The sequence below is a fragment of the Shewanella sp. Arc9-LZ genome (assembly GCF_010092445.1).
Classification (GTDB): domain Bacteria; phylum Pseudomonadota; class Gammaproteobacteria; order Enterobacterales; family Shewanellaceae; genus Shewanella.
Map to the genome: position 1 here is coordinate 4,415,136 of NZ_CP048031.1, position 17,590 is coordinate 4,432,725.

General features: G+C 42.5%; 16 protein-coding genes. 7 read left to right on the plus strand and 9 right to left on the minus strand.

What is annotated here, in order from left to right:
• Nucleotides 1–165 precede the first annotated feature (165 nt).
• From GUY17_RS19020 to GUY17_RS19035, 4 genes are all read left to right on the plus strand, one after another.
• Entirely contained in the window at nt 166–1,836 is a 1,671-nt protein-coding gene (locus GUY17_RS19020; protein ID WP_162024018.1) for a cation:proton antiporter family protein, read from the plus strand.
• 171 nt (nt 1,837–2,007) lie between these two features.
• Nucleotides 2,008–3,150 carry a galactokinase gene (gene galK / locus GUY17_RS19025; RefSeq protein WP_101085007.1) on the plus strand — a complete coding sequence of 381 codons (1,143 nt, stop codon included), beginning with the start codon at nt 2,008–2,010 and terminating at the stop codon, nt 3,148–3,150.
• A gap of 25 nt (nt 3,151–3,175) precedes the next feature.
• Nucleotides 3,176–4,210, plus strand: coding sequence for an aldose epimerase family protein (locus GUY17_RS19030; RefSeq protein WP_162024019.1), 1,035 nt, complete (start codon nt 3,176–3,178; stop codon nt 4,208–4,210).
• Nucleotides 4,200–4,613, plus strand: a complete 414-nt coding sequence (locus GUY17_RS19035; RefSeq protein WP_101085005.1) for a DUF2391 family protein — start codon at nt 4,200–4,202, stop codon at nt 4,611–4,613. Before GUY17_RS19030 ends, GUY17_RS19035 begins: the two co-directional genes overlap by 11 nt.
• A gap of 119 nt (nt 4,614–4,732) precedes the next feature.
• Here the strand turns inward: GUY17_RS19035 and GUY17_RS19040 are convergent, their stop codons facing one another.
• Together GUY17_RS19040 and GUY17_RS19045 are read right to left on the minus strand one after the other, a co-directional pair.
• Nucleotides 4,733–5,170, minus strand: coding sequence for a hypothetical protein (locus GUY17_RS19040; protein WP_101085004.1), 438 nt, complete (start codon nt 5,168–5,170; stop codon nt 4,733–4,735).
• Between the two features lie 378 nt (nt 5,171–5,548).
• Complete coding sequence (locus tag GUY17_RS19045) at nt 5,549–6,562, minus strand: NAD(P)H-quinone oxidoreductase (protein WP_162024020.1); 1,014 nt, start codon at nt 6,560–6,562, stop codon at nt 5,549–5,551.
• A 195-nt stretch (nt 6,563–6,757) separates the two neighbouring features.
• Between GUY17_RS19045 and GUY17_RS19050 the strand changes: the two genes are divergently transcribed.
• The 3 genes from GUY17_RS19050 (at nt 6,758) to GUY17_RS19060 (ending at nt 10,695) form a co-directional block, all read left to right on the plus strand.
• The gene (locus GUY17_RS19050) at nt 6,758–7,549 is read left to right on the plus strand and encodes an ABC transporter substrate-binding protein (RefSeq protein ID WP_162024021.1); all 792 of its coding nucleotides are present in this window, start codon (nt 6,758–6,760) and stop codon (nt 7,547–7,549) included.
• A 174-nt stretch (nt 7,550–7,723) separates the two neighbouring features.
• A complete protein-coding gene (locus tag GUY17_RS19055) occupies nt 7,724–10,180 on the plus strand; it encodes a M1 family metallopeptidase (RefSeq protein ID WP_174839661.1) in 2,457 nt (818 codons plus the stop codon).
• The gene (locus tag GUY17_RS19060; RefSeq protein WP_162024022.1) at nt 10,180–10,695 is read left to right on the plus strand and encodes a DUF6702 family protein; all 516 of its coding nucleotides are present in this window, start codon (nt 10,180–10,182) and stop codon (nt 10,693–10,695) included. Before GUY17_RS19055 ends, GUY17_RS19060 begins: the two co-directional genes overlap by 1 nt.
• Before the next feature lie 72 nt (nt 10,696–10,767).
• Here the strand turns inward: GUY17_RS19060 and GUY17_RS19065 are convergent, their stop codons facing one another.
• The 7 genes from GUY17_RS19065 to GUY17_RS19095 form a co-directional block, all read right to left on the minus strand.
• Nucleotides 10,768–12,087, minus strand: a complete 1,320-nt coding sequence (locus tag GUY17_RS19065) for an IS4 family transposase (protein ID WP_162022188.1) — start codon at nt 12,085–12,087, stop codon at nt 10,768–10,770.
• A gap of 109 nt (nt 12,088–12,196) precedes the next feature.
• On the minus strand, nt 12,197–13,924 hold the full coding sequence (gene dauA / locus GUY17_RS19070; RefSeq protein WP_162024023.1) for a C4-dicarboxylic acid transporter DauA: 1,728 nt from the start codon (nt 13,922–13,924) through the stop codon (nt 12,197–12,199).
• Between the two features lie 144 nt (nt 13,925–14,068).
• Nucleotides 14,069–14,263, minus strand: a complete 195-nt coding sequence (locus GUY17_RS19075; protein ID WP_101084999.1) for a hypothetical protein — start codon at nt 14,261–14,263, stop codon at nt 14,069–14,071.
• Between the two features lie 275 nt (nt 14,264–14,538).
• Complete coding sequence (locus GUY17_RS19080; RefSeq protein WP_162024024.1) at nt 14,539–15,447, minus strand: haloalkane dehalogenase; 909 nt, start codon at nt 15,445–15,447, stop codon at nt 14,539–14,541.
• Nucleotides 15,448–15,717: 270 nt separating this feature from the next.
• Nucleotides 15,718–16,170, minus strand: a complete 453-nt coding sequence (locus tag GUY17_RS19085) for a hypothetical protein (protein ID WP_162024025.1) — start codon at nt 16,168–16,170, stop codon at nt 15,718–15,720.
• 10 nt (nt 16,171–16,180) lie between these two features.
• On the minus strand, nt 16,181–16,846 hold the full coding sequence (locus GUY17_RS19090; RefSeq protein ID WP_162024026.1) for a molecular chaperone: 666 nt from the start codon (nt 16,844–16,846) through the stop codon (nt 16,181–16,183).
• A gap of 66 nt (nt 16,847–16,912) precedes the next feature.
• Nucleotides 16,913–17,590, minus strand: coding sequence for a DMSO/selenate family reductase complex B subunit (locus GUY17_RS19095; protein ID WP_162024027.1), 678 nt, complete (start codon nt 17,588–17,590; stop codon nt 16,913–16,915).

Below are 17,590 nucleotides of genomic sequence, written 5' to 3' on the forward strand. Positions count from 1 at the left end.
TGTGTACCGTAAAAGCAGTTGGTAGAATCATTTAGCAATACACTATATAAAACAGCATCTTTAGCTACTAAAGATGCTGTTTTTTGCTTTTAGGCTATTAAAGTCATCGAAAGTTAACTTTTTTCTTATACAATAAGATTTTGTATCCCTCATTCAAGGCGCTTTATGGAACCCGCTATCCTGATTATCACCCTACTTTGCGGAATGCTTGTCAGCCGAGTGGGTTTACCGCCACTGATTGGTTATCTTGCTGCTGGTTTTGTATTGTTCACCTTAGGCATTGAAGACACTAGCTTACCTATTTTGCAGCAACTTGCTGACTTAGGTGTCACCTTATTATTGTTTTCTATTGGTCTCAAACTTGACCTTAAAAGCCTGTTTAAAGCCGAAGTGTGGGCGGGTTCAAGCTTACATTTAATTGGTTCGATTCTATTTTTTGTGCCAGTACTGAAGTTATTGGGCTTTTTAGGTATTGAACAGCTCGACGGATACAGCTTCAATCAACTGATGCTAATTTCCTTTGCATTAAGTTTTTCCAGTACCGTATTTGCGGTAAAAGTGCTTGAAGATAGCGGTGATATGCAGTCGCTTTATGGCCGAGTCGCGATTGGTATCTTGATTATGCAAGACATCTTCGCGGTGATATTTTTAACCATTTCTAAAGGTAACATCCCGTCGGTTTGGGCATTTGCATTGTTATTACTACCGCTTGCAAGACCGCTTATTTATAAAATATTTGATCGGGTCGGCCACGGCGAAATGTTGGTATTGTTTGGCCTTGTTATGGCATTAGTGGTGGGGGCATGGTTATTTGAAGCCGTCGGTTTAAAACCCGATTTAGGCGCATTGATTGTGGGTATTTTACTCGCTGGGCATGCTAAATCATCTGAATTAGCCAAATCTATTTATTTCTTTAAAGAGTTATTCTTAGTCGCATTTTTCTTAACTATTGGGTTAAATGGATTGCCGACCTTAGCCGATATTGGTTTAGCGGCGATTTTAGTTGCGCTAATTCCAGTGAAAATTTTGATGTTTGTCTATCTGCTAACTCGCTTTAAGCTGCGGTCGCGAACCTCGCTGCTCGCCTCGTTTAACTTAGGTAACTACAGTGAGTTTGGTTTAATCGTAGCAGCAGTCGCGGCACACAAAGGTTGGTTACCACCAGAATGGCTGATCATTATTGCTGTGGCATTAAGTATTAGTTTTTTATTTGCAGCGCCGTTTAATAATAACGTCAGTAATATTTATCAGCGTTTCCAGTCTAAATTAACCAAACTCGAACGCCACCCATTACACCCAGAAGACAGACAAATCCGCATTGGTAATCCACGCTTTTTGATCTTGGGGATGGGCCGTATTGGTTCTGGGGCATATGATGAATTACGCGCCAAATACACCGGCGAAATTTTAGGGATTGAACACAAACAAGAATTGGTTGATTTTCATCGAAATGAAGGCCGTAATGTTGTGCAAGGTGACGCTAGCGATACTGACTTTTGGGTCAAGCTTGAACGAGCGCCACACTTAGAGTTAGTACTATTGGCAATGCCACATCACGCGGGTAATTTGTTTGCAGTGCAACAACTGCAAAAGCTTAATTACGAAGGAAAAATCAGCGCGATTGTGCAATACGCTGAAGATGCCGAGTCATTAAAAGAATCTGGTGTTAATACTGTGTATAACTTGTATGAAGCTGCAGGTGCTGGTTTTGTAGACCATGTGATTAAAGAGCTACTCGATTCACCACCAGAACTGGTTCCAAGTTCAGTTGCTGCTAGTAGTGATAAGCCAAATCAATCGGCAATAAATGAAACGACATCTGAGTTGCCATCATAAAACTAATCAACAATTGCAAACGCCTAGATAACTCTCTAGGCGTTTTTGTTTACTACCGCATATTTTCAATTTTGCTTCAGATAAAAAATCTCAGTTACAGACACGGTTAAGTCATGCTATAACTCAAGTAACAAGTCTTTCCATGTCACCCTTTGTTGGATTTTTTGAAGTATGTCAAACCCTGCTCAACGCGCGACTAAATTATTTGTTCGTACATTTGGCACCAAGCCAGATGATTTATACCAGGCGCCCGGGCGAGTTAACATTATGGGCGAGCATACTGACTATAACGAAGGCCTCGCATTACCCGCCGCAATTAATTTTCATACTGTTATTGCTGTTAAGCATCGCGATGATAATTTATTTCGCGCTGTGACAACGGCGTTTCCTGGGGAAATTAAGCAATGGCACTTTGGTGAAGAAGGCCCCGTTGCTGCAGGCGATGATTGGAGCCACTATCTAAAAGGCGTTACCGCCGCCATGAACCAATCGGGGTTACGAGCCAAAGGCTTAGACTTAGCCATTGTGGGTGACGTGCCGCTGGGAGCAGGTTTATCATCGTCGGCAGCGCTTGAAATCGCTTTTGGTACTGCAATCAGTTATGCCAGCCAGCTAAACTTATCACCTATCGCTATTGCCCAATTGGCTCAGCGTGGCGAAAGCCAATTTATGCTGTTAGATTGCGGCATGATGGACCAAATCATTAGCGCGATGGCAGAGCCTGATCACGCCTTATTGATTGATTGCTTAGAATTAGAAAGCGAATCAGTGCTATTACCTGAAGAACTCAGCTTAATCGTAATCGACTTAAAACAAGACCGTCATGGTTTTACCCAACAATTTGAACAACGCAAGCAAGAGTGTAATCAGATAACCAAGTTACTTGGTCTCGATTCTCTGCGTGATTTATCATTAAGCTTACTCACAGCAGATAAAGACTTACTCAGCGATGTCCAATTTCGCCGAGCGCGCCATATCATCACCGAAAATCAACGTACGAGTAATGCCGCCAGAGCTTTGCAACAAAACAATATTGCTCGTTTTAGTCAGTTAATGGCACAGTCTCAAGCATCTATGCGCGATGACTTTGACATTATCACTGCCGACATTGACACCTTAGTGAGCATGATTGCCACTTTAATCGGTGAGAAAGGCGGCGTGCGTATGAGCGATGGCTGCGTATTGGCGCTGGTTAATCATGACCTCACCGATGAGGTGATTAACCTGGTTGAAAACCAATATTTTAAGCAAACTGGCATCGAAGCAACAATATACTTATGTTCAGCAAGTGGCGGTGCAGGACGCATCGGTTAACAATTTACAGATTAGAGAGGCATAAATGGTACGTTTTAGTGTGCTGGAACCTTGGCAAGATCCCCGTGGTGGTGAGATTGAACGGGTTAGAATTGATAATGGCATCATCGCACTTGAAGTATTAAGTTTAGGCGGCATCATTCGATCATTATGGACTCCAGATCGTAACGGTGAACGCAAAAATATCGTCTTAGGCTGCGACAGTGCCGAAGACTATCTTGCTCAACAAGCCTATTTAGGCGCGATAGCAGGACGTTATAGCAATCGAATTGCCAATGGTAAAACCCAATATGATGGCCATCAATATCAACTTAGCGTAAATCAAGCGAGCAATTGTTTGCACGGTGGTGTTGAGGGCTTTAATCGCAAATTGTGGCAACTCGGTACCTTAAGTGATGGGGTTCGCTTAACCTTAACAAGCCCTGACGGCGACATGGGATTTCCGGGCAATTGTACTGTGCAACTCGATTACCGTTTAGTGGGTAATAACTTGTACATTGAAATGCTGGCCAGCACAGATAAAGCCTGTCCCATTAGTTTAACCCAACACAGCTACTTTAATTTAGACGGTAATCGCAGCGACACTAATACACAGCATACCTTACAAGTGGATGCTAAAAAGTACCTCACAATGAATGATGTTGGCGTACCTACCGCAATGCAACCTACCGCAGGTAGCGATTTAGACATGGCAAAAGCCACGCCGATGTCGGTACAAACCGAGCGCCCAGCATTAGCTGCAACCAAGGGTTTTGACCATTGCTATGTGTTAGATAATCCCGGTGCAGATTTACAACGATTTGGTTGTTTAGCCAGCCCGAATAGCGGCCGTAATATGACGGTTTATACTAACCAGCCTGGGGTGCAGGTTTACGGCGCAAACTTTTTGCAGGGCACTGTAGGCAAAAAGCAGCGAGTATTAAGCGATCATCAAGCTGTGTGTATTGAACCGCAAATGCTACCCGACTCGCCGAATCAACCTGACTTGCCCGGCGATGTGTGGGTAACACCTGGCAAGGTTTATCACCACATCACTCGATATCAGTTTGATGCAGAATAATCAGCCAGTAAAATCCAATTTTAATGCCGAAGATATTGGTCAAATTGCTGTTGGGGCTTTTGCCCTGTCAGTGCCGATTGCATTTTCTGAAGAAGCATGGAGATTGTCGGCCAGTTTGCCTGCATTAAATTTGGTATTGGTGGTGGTATTGTCGCTGGCATTTATTACTCTGTTTGCTTATCAGAGTGTGTTTCAGGCAAATATTGTTAAGCGTAGACGAGCATTTTTGTTGCGGGTAATTGCAGCGTATATATTAACGTTATTGGTGGTCAGCATTGTGCTATTGGCATTAGATAAATTGCCATTAATCACCGACCCAATTTTAGCGTTAAAACGGATTATTTTAATCGCGATGCCCGCGTCCATGGGTGCGATTATTGTCGACAGTTTCGACAAAGAATAAACCATATAAGGAATAATAAATTATTCCTTATATGGTCAGTAATCTATAGCAGATATAAGCAGGATAATAACATAGACCACGCAATACACTGAGCCAGAGACTCAATGTTATCTGCAGGTTTAATCGTCTACACTATCACCCATGTCATCAAAGCTATCATTGTCATCATCTGAATCATCAAATTCTGGAATGTCATCATCGGCGTTAATCGGTTCATCTGGCTCTGGAGCCGGTTTAGCCTTACGCGGTGGCGCTGTATCGGGTACTTTTGATAAATCAATTCGTAACTGATGCTTTGCCATAAACTCACTACGTGCCACCTTCCAAGCATCGCCAAACTCAGCCATAGCGGCTTTTGTTTGTTGCTCGTCTAAGTCGTGTAAGTTAACTTTAACGATGTCTTCTACGTACTCCACAATCGTATTACGGATAGTGTTGTACATGAAAATGCGCCCTGGTGACGCTTCTGGCAATTGATTATCATGAACGACGATAGTGTTACCTTTCGATGTTCTTAATTCACCAAACCAAAGTTGTTTTTTTGCAGTGTTATACATATATGCTAACGCCCTTAATCAACACATATTCTAAAAATGATGCAGGATTATTGAAGATAACATCTTCATCCTACGCCACGATTATCTGTTCTGTATTTGTGTGGGTATTTAAACAGAATATTTCTGAGAATCAATGCCTAAAACGATGAAATTTTCGAGTAATCGCATAAAAATGTTGGTTGTCGTCAATTTTTAACACTTTATCGTCATTTTTCTCACAAAATAAACGCCTCACAAAAGTGATTAACCCGTTTCAGGCCAATCACTTTGTGATCACGACTTTAGCTTAAAAACATCAAGCTTCAAGTTTTTTATCAAAATATATCGCTGATTAAAACCACAATATTAATATGTGTATTGATAAGAGTATTCATTTACTTAACGAGGATCAGCTTGTAGATCTAACACTATCTTGCCTTTGTGTGTGCCCGACTCCATTAGTTCATGTGCCTGCACCACTTGCGAGAATGGGAACACACTATCAATTGGAATGCTCATTTTACCGCTATTTAATAACGGCCATACGAACTCTGCCAAACCTTGAGCAATAAGGGCTTTATTCGCCACGCTTTGTGGTCGTAACGTTGAACCTGTCCAAATCACTCGCTTAGCCATAATACGGAAAATATCCACGTTTGCCTGTGGACCACGTTGCATGGCAACCGACACCATACGTCCGTCGGTTGCAATCGCTTTGAGGTTTTCGTTAATAAAGTCACCACCTGCAATATCCATAATGACATTAACGCCTAATCCATTTGTTGCTTCTAAAATCGGCTCAACAAAGTGCTGCTCGTTATAGTTAATCGCTACACTAGCACCTTGATCAAGACAGTATTGGCATTTCTCTGCACTGCCAGAGGTCGCAAATACCGTTGCGCCTAAACGACTCGCCATTTGAATTGCGGTCGTACCGATACCGCCAGAACCGCCATGAATAAGCACCGTTTCACCCGCGTTAAGTCCACCACGAATAAACAAGTTACCCCACACGGTAAAAAAGGTTTCTGGCAACGCGGCAGCTTGTACAAAACTGTAACCGGTAGGAATGGGTAAACAATGTGCTGCGTAAGTATTCACTAACTCGGCATAGCCGCCACCAGGCACTAAGGCACACACTTTATCGCCCACTTTCCATTGGGTAACATCGTCTGCCACGGCAACAATTTCACCAGCCACTTCTAGCCCGATAATCGGGCTGGCATCTGCTGGCGGTGGATAAGCGCCAACGCGCTGTTTAATGTCAGGCCCATTAACTCCAGCGGCATGCACCTTAATCGTCATCTGGCCTTCTGTTGGCATCGCAAGTGTTGATTTAGTCATGATCATCGCACTGGGTTCGCCAGGCTGCTCAACCACTACATGAGTAAATGTTCTGTTTAAAATTGCCATAAAAATATCACCTTGGTTAATTGTTATTAAAATGTAACTATAATGAATAGCCTGTTACTGGCACCGGTTACCTGTTCACAAAATCGGCATGTTTGTTAGCAAAACATAAAGTAGTATTTTTTTTAATCAAAAAAGATTGCCTATACTCTCTAAACCATTAATATACCCGCCCCTTCAACACATGGAGCAAAATACTTGTTAAAGTATCTGTTCGTTTTACTGTCTATTTTCAGTATTCACGCCCATGCTACACCTATCCGTATCGCATCTGATATTTGGTGTCCTTATATCTGCAACAACCAAACAGGCTACGTTGTAGAACTCACACGTCGCGCTTTTGAAATCCAAGGTCAACCGATTGAATTTCAGATTCTTCCTTATAAACGCGCACTGATTGAACTGCAAAGAAACAACATTGATGCTGTACTGGCATTGACGCCAAACGCCATTGCCGAAAACCAATTGATTAATGCAGATGTGATTGTCGGCTATAACAGCAATGACTTTTATACTCTTGTTGATAGTAATGAAACATTTGAGCAGATTACCGACCTTAATAGCACTCAACAAGCTGCTATCGTCACTGGTTATGACTATGGTGTTGAGCTCGATGCTTGGTTTGCTGCACATCCTAATACCTACTTTGCCTCGGGTAGAGACCCATTAGCGATGAATATTATTCGGCTGGTAAAAGGACGTCATTCGGTCATCATCGACAACAAAAATGTCATTGAGTACACCGCGAGTCAATTAAACTTAACCAAGCAACTTCGCTACGCTGGCACTGTAGGCAAACCTGTACCTTTATATGTTGGCTTTAATCCACACAATAAAGCTTATGCAGTAACCTTTGCTAACGGCATCGACATGCTAAAAGCCAATGGCGAATATCAGCAGATTATGAGTAAATACAAAATATTACCTGAACTGACCTCTGACGAGGCCCGTCATAAAAACCTGCAAAAATTCCTGCCTATTTTCAATTAATCTCGCTTGCTGTTGTTATGCCATACGGAATTGGCATCAGCAAGGTGCAAAACTTCGTAACACTCTAATCACTGCATAACAGGGTCAATTTAGTTACACTCCGCCTACAAAAAATATAACAAATCATCATTTTGGGATTATTGGCATCAGCTTGCTGACGTCAAAGGAGTATTTATGCGCGTGTATCGTCAGCTGCTGTTACTGGCATTAACCAGTTCAGTTATTATTACCAGTTCGGCTTCTGAAATTGTCCAAAGCAAAGGTCATTTTGTAGACAAGTTTCGTCAACTTGAAGAGAGCCTCCCAACACCAAACGATTACCGCAATGCTGCTGGCGAACCAGGTAAAGACTACTGGCAACAACAAGTTGATTATAAAATCGATGTCACTCTGGATGAAAAAAAGCGTCGCATTCAAGGCGAGCAAGTGATTACTTATCACAACAACTCACCGTATACGCTCAAATATCTATGGTTACAGCTAGAACAAAATCGTTTTAAATCAGATTCGATATCTGAACGCAGCGCCGCATTTAATGGCGTGGATGGTAGTGTTAGTGCTAACAACACTTACGGTGATAATGCCTTTGCCAAAATCAGTTTAGGTGATCTTCGTCGCCAACAATTTTTAGCTGACAATAACTTGGGTTATCAAATAGCGGCTGTTACTGACACTAATAATAAGCCTTTAAAATACACTATTGTCGGCGCCCAAATGCGCGTCGATTTACCCACCCCGTTAAGCCACAATAAATCGACTCAATTACGCATTAATTATGGCTATAACATTTTAGAAGAAGACGCCGTGGGTGCACGTTCTGGATATGAGCACTTCCCAGATGACAAGCGTAAAGGCGGTAATGACATCTTCTTATTGGCGCAGTGGTTTCCGCGAGTTGCCAGCTATTCCGACTACGAAGCGTGGCACAATAAAGAGTTTTTAGGCAGCGGCGAGTTTACCCTCGAGTTTGGTAATTACGATGTCAGTATGACCGTACCCAGCGACCACATCGTCACAGCCACTGGCGTATTACAAAACAGCAAAAAGGTGTTATCACCTGAACAAATCAACCGTTTAGATAAAGCTAAAACAGCCAAAAAGCCTGTATTTATTGTCTCAGAAGACGAAGCAATTACTAACGAGTCAAGCACTGCTAAAGGCAATAAAACCTGGCATTTTAAAGCTGAAAACGTACGCGACTTTGCTTGGGCATCTTCACGTAAATTTATTTGGGATGCTCAAGGTTACCAACAAAAAGGCAGCCAGAACCCACAAGTGATGGCAATGTCGTTTTATCCTAAAGAAGGTGGAGAACTTTGGCAGCGTTATTCAACTGCATCGGTTATTCACACCCTTGAAGTCTATTCGCGCTTTACCTTCGATTATCCCTACCCTGCGGCCATTAGTGTAAACGGCCCTGTTGGCGGCATGGAATACCCGATGATCAGCTTTAATGGTCCACGCACCATTTGGCACGACGATGAAAGCCGTACTTATACCTTGTCGGAAAAACAATTCTTAATCGGCGTAGTAATCCACGAAGTCGGCCATAACTATTTCCCAATGATTGTGAACTCAGACGAGCGTCAATGGACGTGGATGGACGAAGGTTTAAATAGCTTTTTAGACGGCATAGCCACTCGCGAATGGGACCCATCGCTACCGTGGGGGCGTGAGCCAAGTGACGTGATTGAGTACATGAAGTCTAACGTGCAAGTGCCGGTGATGACGCAGTCAGACAGCGTGTTACAGCTTGGTCCAAACGCCTATATTAAACCTGCTGTGGCACTCAACATTTTACGTGAAGTGGTATTAGGCCGTGAGCTATTCGATTTTGCCTTTCAAGAGTACAGCCGTCGCTGGATGAACAAGCGCCCTACTCCAAGCGACTTTTTCCGCACCATGGAAGAAGCCTCTGGCGTCGACTTAGATTGGTTTTTCCGTGGCTGGTTTTACACCACAGATCATGTTGATATCTCGCTAGATCGCATTTATAAACTGCGCTTAGACAGCAATAATCCTGATATTGATTTTGATCGTCGTCGCCAAGATTATAAAGACAAACCCATGCCTTATTCGGTTGAGCGTAACCAACAAAGTGGCATAAAAACCTGGGTAGAACTTAATTCAGATAACGTTGATTATCATGACCAATATGATCAATTTAGCGTGACCAATAAAGAGCGCAACAAGTACAACAAAAAACACGCCGAGCTAGACCCGTGGGAGCAACAAACACTCGCACGCGCACTCAAAGAAGATAAAAACTATTATGTGTTTAACTTTGCCAATTTAGGTGGCTTAGTGATGCCAATTTTACTCGAACTCACGTTTGAAAATGGTGATACCGAGTCATTGGTGCTGCCTGCAGAAATTTGGCGCCGTTCACCGTTTGAAGTCAGTAAGCTCATTGTTACCGACAAAGACAAAATCTTAGTGTCTGCCGTGGTTGATCGTCGCGGCGAAACAGCCGATGTCGATATTGAAAACAACTATTACCCAAGACAAATTATTCCCTCACGCATTGAAGCCTTTAAAGAAGAGGAACGTAAGGGCAATAAGTATCGCGACATTATGCATGACAATAAAGAAGCCCTGAAAGAGCCTGAAATAAAAGTGAAGAAAAAATAATGCGTCTATCATTTTATGCAGGATTCATGGCTATCGCGTTAAGTTTGCTGGCGGGCAATGTCACGGCCCACCAGCAAAAAGAAGCTTACACCAGTATTGTATTTAATCAGCGTAGCGGCATGCTAGAAGTCCAGCATCGGTTTTATTTACACGATGCTGAACACGCAGCCCAACAAGTGATCGATAAAAGTACCGATCTGATCGGCGATCCCGTTGGCCGTGAAGCGTTTGCTTATTATGCTATTTCGACGTTTTCGATGCAGGATCAGCAGCAACATCCGTTAACGCTGACCTATGTTGGCACCGAGTTACAGGGCAAGTATTTGTGGGTTTATCAGGAAACGCCGATCACCATTAATATGGACGGTTTTTATCTTAAGATGACCGCCCTGCAAGAGTTGTGGTCAGAGCAAACTAACCACATTAATGTCGAGCGGAATAAACGTGTGACTTCAGCAAGGCTGCACATTGCAGACTCCTGGCATTATATTGAAGTGGCTAAACCAGCCCAATAACTGACAAAACGTTATCGCAGCTAGTTTATCGAAAACACCATACTGGTTTGTCTAATGCTATTCGGATAAGCATTACTGTTTATATTTAAGTGGATAACGGCTAGGTATATAGAGCACTGAGCGTGGATACGTTCGGTGCTTTCTTTTATCTGGAAGGATAAAGTGTTTTATATCGGCTCGCATTTGCTTAAGTTTCGCTGGCAGCTTTCCATCTGGTGATAAAGCAAGCCACCTTAATTGTGTATCTATCAAGCTTATTGCCGCGGTAAAACTGATACGGGTTGGCGCAACTTTAGCTTCCTTTGCTATCGCTGTCATTTCTAAACGAACCAGATTATAAGCGATAAGCACTCCCCACAACTCTTGCTTAACACCTTCAACAAATTTGCTTCGTAACGTCACCTTGCTTTGTAGCTGGGTTTGCTTAAGTTCACCGTATCCTTCTTCTATTTCCCAGCGTTGCCAGTAGATATTAAGTAGCTTGTCCAGCGGATACTTAACGGGATCAACCAATGAGGTGACGAAGCCTTTTATTTCACCTTTTGGCTCTTGATAAGCAATAAAACGGGCACGCCATGTTTCGGGAAGCTCGGGGTTTTTCTTTCTCGCTTGGGGAGAGACTGGCATATCAATGAGCAAATCATTATTCGCAAACTCTTCGACCACCTCGTAACGCATTTTTGACTTTACGGGTGTCAGCCAATGTCGCTGTACTCCAGAGCTTTGCCAATTGACTAATAAGTCAGCAGAGAAATAACAACGGTCAAATAGGGTTAAGGAGTTATCAGGTGTATCTTGAACTAAACGCTGTGCGAGTGTGATCTCTCCTACGTGACAACCATCAAAGGCAGCACCTAATACCATTCTGGTTTCAGTAGATATAAGGCTGACTAATCGAAGTTGAGGATAGGGTTTGTGTGTTTTTGAAATAAAACCAAACTCATTGGCATTTTCTTCAGAGTCTTGGCAACGAAACACCGTTCCATCAACGGCAAGAGTGGTAAGCCCTAGTGTATTTTGGTCCCCTAACGCTTGCTCAAGCCAGGCTGATATAGTGGATTTAAATAAGTAAGACATTGGGGCTTCACCTAAGCGTCGTCGGCAATCCGTCAATACACTCGGTGCTACACGAGACCAGGTGGAGTCTCCAGATTGAAGTGCTATATCCATCGAGCTACAGACTTCTTTGATGGACTGGTTACGTATTAATCCCATCCAAAGCACTAGCCAGACTGCCTGCTGCGCAGGCAGACGGCGATTACGGATACTCGCCTTGTTAGCTGAAAGGAGTGATTGTTCGATCCACTCAGAATCAATAGCCTCCATTACAGAATCATAAGACCCACTTTCTTCAACAGACTCATGAACTAATTCAAGCTCTTGCTCAAACATAAAAAATCCCCACCAGAATACTGGTAGGGATTATCTTTCATCTGCAAGATCGGTCAAGTGCCCTTAAACGATCGGCATTGATACTGGTTTGTCAGCCTTTATGGTGTTTTTAAGCTCCAGCCACCACATCGTCTAGCGCACCTGCCAAGGTTGAATACGTCACGCACTGCACGCCGTCAGGCTTAAAGCCTGCTTTGGCTAAGGTTTTAAGTGGCTGAAATTGAAAATCGGCCAACAATACCCGAGTATTATCATGCTTACATTTAGCAATAAACTTATACAGCGCCGAGACACCACCAGAATCTAAAAGCGATACCCCATCAAAATACAACACCACCCCATCTTGGTCGCCACTCAAATGCGCCAACTCGCCAAAGACACTGTCGGCGGCAGCAAAAAATAATGGTCCATTGATTTTAAACACTTTCCAACGCGGCGGTAACTCAACATGCACGTGCTTTTTCTGCTCGCTAATGTCTTGCACCTTGGTCATGTCGGCCACTTGTTTCATGAATAATAACGACGCCAAAATGATCCCAGCACTGATCGCAATGACCATATCGAAGAATATAGTCAGTAACAAACACACCATCAACACTAACACTTCGCTGGCAGGGGCTTTTTTAACCAGATGGACAATCTTGGGAGCTTCGCTCATGTTCCATGCCACCATGATAAGCAGCGCCGACATGCCCGCCATGGGGATATAAGCTAAAACAGTACTGAGCGATAATAAAGACACTAATACCACCACCGCATGGATCATGGCCGCGATTGGGCTTACCGCACCCGACTTATAGTTAGCCGCCGAACGTGCGATTGCAGCGGTCGCGGTAATACCGCCAAAAAATGGCGCGATAATATTACCGATACCTTGGCCAAGTAATTCGCTATTGGCGCTGTGTTTTTTACCTGACATGCCGTCTAGCACCACTGCACACAGTAGCGATTCAATGGCGCCTAACATGGCAATCGCAAAGGCCGCAGACAATAAATCACTCACCAATTGCCAGCTTAGTACCAATGGCACTTCACCGGATTGCGCGCGAAGCCAAGGCCATTCAAAGTCAGGCAGCATAGAGGGAATGCCCGCCCCGATTGAGCCGTCGGCTAAGGTAAAGCTGAACGTAGAACCAATTGTCGCCACATGAAAACCGAGTTGATTTAGTACCAGCGCCACAATGCTCGCAACAACCACGGCAGGAAGATGTGCGGGTACCGCCAACTTGAGTTTAGGCCACAGAATAAACACTACTAAGGTGCTTAATCCCACCAGCAATGTTGGCCCAGAAAACCCTGGTATTTCTTGAACCAAGGTAGCCACCTTACCGACAAAACTTTCTGGCATTTCGCTAATAGTTAGACCAAAAAAATCCTTCACTTGTAATACTGCGATAACAACAGCAATACCACCGGTAAAACCCAACGTGACCGACTCGGGAATATATTGAATAAAACGGCCTAAGCGAAACAACGCCATGATAATCAACATTAGTCCGGATAACAGGCTGGCAAGCAATAACCCTGACAAACCATATTGATGCACTATGGGATAAAGGATCACCACAAACGCGGCGGTAGGGCCAGACACGCTGTAACGCGAGCCACCGGTGAGCGGAATAACAAACCCAGCAATAATGGCAGTATATAACCCGTATTGCGGCGCGACCCCTATGGCAATCGCAAGCGCCATTGCTAATGGAATAGCAATAATGCCAACGGTTAAGCCGGCTAATAAATCTTTAGTGAATGCATTGGCATTGTAGGGAGCGTCTTTTAAAGACTCTCGGAGTGCATGCCCGATACGAAGAGAAAATAAATGTGTGCGGTATTTCATTGCGGCGATCCCATAACCTAGTACGGCGTCAAGATACCCCTCATTATAGGCCGATTACCTTACAGTACAATCGAATTAAGTTAACACCTGATGATAATATAATTATCATCACATTATAATGAACGGTTTATCTAAATCCGTTAATCAAACTACAGATTGCATCGGCGCATCTTGAGTATTTGATGCAGCCAATAACGGCTCAATCAAACGCTGACTCGTATCCGCCTCAGCTTGACTGGCTCGGTCGGCGTAATTGACATTATCGACAGCGCTACAGCCCAACAGGCTTATGACCATCAGTGCCAGCATCGCCTTTCGTAAAGTCGGTTTTACCATCATCAACTGCATCTCCAAACGTGTGTATTACACCATATTGGAACAAGCATACTGATGGACGGGTTAAGGAGAGGTTAAGGTGGGGATAAATAGTGAAATTGAATATAGAGATAAAACGTTAGCATTAAACATCAATATGGTTCAATAAAATCATAAGCTAATCATGATAAATAGCAGCTATATGCCCCCTACAGAACATATAGCCATCGAGATAAGCATGTTAATAATGGATACCATTATTATTACTAAGCAGTTATCGAACTTGGCTAAAGGGCGCGTTAACGATTATCAGCAATAAACTTAACCACAACCTCGGCTAGCACCTCACCTTGCTCTTCTTGTAAGTAATGACCAGCATTGATAATCGTTGTATGTTTTTGCCCTTTTGCACCCGGTATTATTTGTTGCATCATTTTATCTCCGCCAGCAGTGATAGGATCTGAGTCGCTAAACGCTGTCAAAAAAGGTTTTTCCCATTGAGATAATACTTTCCATGCTGCACGGTTTTTCAGTGTTGCTGGATCATCAGGCGTAATAGGCACTAACAAGGGAAATTCACGAGCACCAGCTTTGTATGTTTCATCAGGGAATGGCGCGTCATATGCAGCAATAACTTCATCTGATAAATTTGAAACAGATGCACCATTTATCATCTGTCCTGTAGGGAAATGTACTACTTCTTGCGAGTAATTAAACCATTGCATAAATGCATCATTAGTTTCTTCATCACCTGTGGGTAACATGGTGTTTGCTGCAACAATACCGGTATAGCGCGGAATATCTTCAGCTGCCATACGCAGCCCGATTAAGCCGCCCCAGTCTTGGCATACCAAAGTAATGTTGGTTAATTCAAGTTGTAAAACGAATGATTTTATCCAATCTACATGACGTTGATAGGTATAATCAGAACGTTGACTTGGTTTATCTGAACGGCCAAATCCAATAAGATCTGGGACAATAACTCGATGACCTGCTGCAACAAGGATCGGGATCATTTTACGATATAAAAAACTCCATGAAGGTTCTCCATGTAGTAATAATATTGGCGCAGCATCTTTGTCTCCTTCATCAAGATAATGAATCCGTAACTGGCCTCCTTCACTATCGTCCACTAATAGGTAATTAGGTGTAAACTGATAGCCTGGTAAATTAACAAAGTAACTATCATCAGTTCGTAAAAATTCCATAATTTTCTATTTCCTATTTTTTATAAAATGAATCAACTCTATGAGTCAGCTTCTAATTGCATGCACTTCAACGCTAATAATTAAGTAACGAAGAGTGATTGAGATGATCTAAAACTCAGTTTGTTTGAGTAATTTATGAATTTTGTTTTAATCGTAAATCTTGCCATCGCGAAAAAATTAAGTATTACTTGAATAAAGACAGTATTTTTATAGAAAAAAAGTTAAAATATTAGTTAAATAAATTATCTATAGTAATACTGGCTAATTAGATTACTTCATGTTTTTAATCACGCTTCTACTTGCTAGATCGATAGAATATACCTGAGTGTAGATTTTTTTAATCAGTTCGATCAACTCACTACTACTTTGATCATCGCGTTTCTGGTTAACCCATACATTCGATAAGGTAAGAATAAGTCTTTCCGCTTGGTTTAAATTAATTCTTTGAGATACTTTTATAAATATAAGTTGGCAGCTTATTAATACACACCTAAAAACTAACTCATTTTTTAGCGGTTTTTCAAAATCGTGACTTTCGCTTGTTAACCATCTAGGTTCGCCCTCACTATAGACTAACGCAGCGATTAAATTAGCCACGGTCTTGATATCAGTCGCGCCATTAAACAGTTGCATTATGTCTTCTGAATGCTGAAAATTTAACAACAAGCTATAACCCAAATCGGCTTTGTGCCACTGTTGTACTAATGCTTGAAGAAATGCCATAGAGATTACCCTATCGATAAATTGCGATTCGTTTGGGGTGAAGATCAAATATTTGTTCCAGGTACAAAAGATATTCTTTGGCTAAAATAGCAAACGCTCTGTAATAATCTGTTTCAGCATAGGAATAGGCTAGCTCTAAACATCGATAAGCCCAAGGCAGTAAATGTTGTTCGAGTAATTCATTGATCGCTTTTTGAAAGTACGGATTTTGAGGTTCTGCCATCGCTTTGGTCAATAAAAATGACAGTACCGCTAATATTAACCCAATATGATCGAGAGGCTCGTTGGTTCTCATGTCGATATTGATGTCGTTAGTAGCATAAAACTGTTTTAACGTAACGGTACTAAAATCATTAAGTAACTGTGAAGAACTGGTATAAGCAGACCCCCACGGTGCGGCTAAAGGTGTACCTGGACCGTAAAATAGCATGCCGTAGTCGAGCTTGAGCTTAATCAACTCAGCCTCATTACCGCTCCATTGAGCAAGATAAGCTTTTAGGTATGTTAATCCTTTATGATCGCTATCGGTTGCTAACAAGTTAGGCCAATTTTCAACAATATCTTGATCTTTAAAGGTATTGATCACATCCGACTCTGGATAAATAGTCAGCACTGAATGCAATACATTGGCAATGGCTTGTAAGTCTTGCAGCTTTTCAATGTTCATATCGTTCATATTTGCTTATAAATTTAACTGGGATGGAAGGGTGTAATACGCTGATTACACCCTCTATTCAATAATTTATACTTCTCGAACGTTTAAGATCCGCCCCGTACTTGCACCTACAGGTTGGGCCTTCTTTGATGCCTTAACAATTAGGTTAGGCGAGGTAATCGATTCAGAAGGTAGTGGCGCAAAGTGACCATCGCCATTACCGTATTTAGCTCGTAGGTTTTCCATCGTATCAAAGTCCAGTGCTCGTAAAGGGCATGACTCAACACAAATCGGTTTTTTACCTTCTGCTAGTCTATCGAAACAACCATCACATTTAGTCATGACTTTACGTTCAATATCAATCTGCGGCGCATCGTATGGGCAAGCTCGTGAGCAGCTTTCACAGCCAATACATAACGACTCTTGAACCAGTACCAGTCCGTCTTCTTTTCTTTTATGCATAGCACCAGTCGGACAAGCTTTTACACACACAGGTTCGTTACAATGGTTACAACCAACAGAGGCATAATAAGCAAATACATTTTGATTATAACTTTCATCGCCATTTTGATCCCATGAACCACCACCGTATTCATAAACCCGGCGCCATAACATACCAGGCATTGCTGATACGCCTTGATTAGTCACATCATCTTTACTGCGCGTTTTGCCAACCATTCGATCTTTACAGGCTATATGGCAAGTTTTACAGCCAGTGCATTTACTGCTATCGAAATAAAATCCTAATTGAGTTTCTTGTGTCAT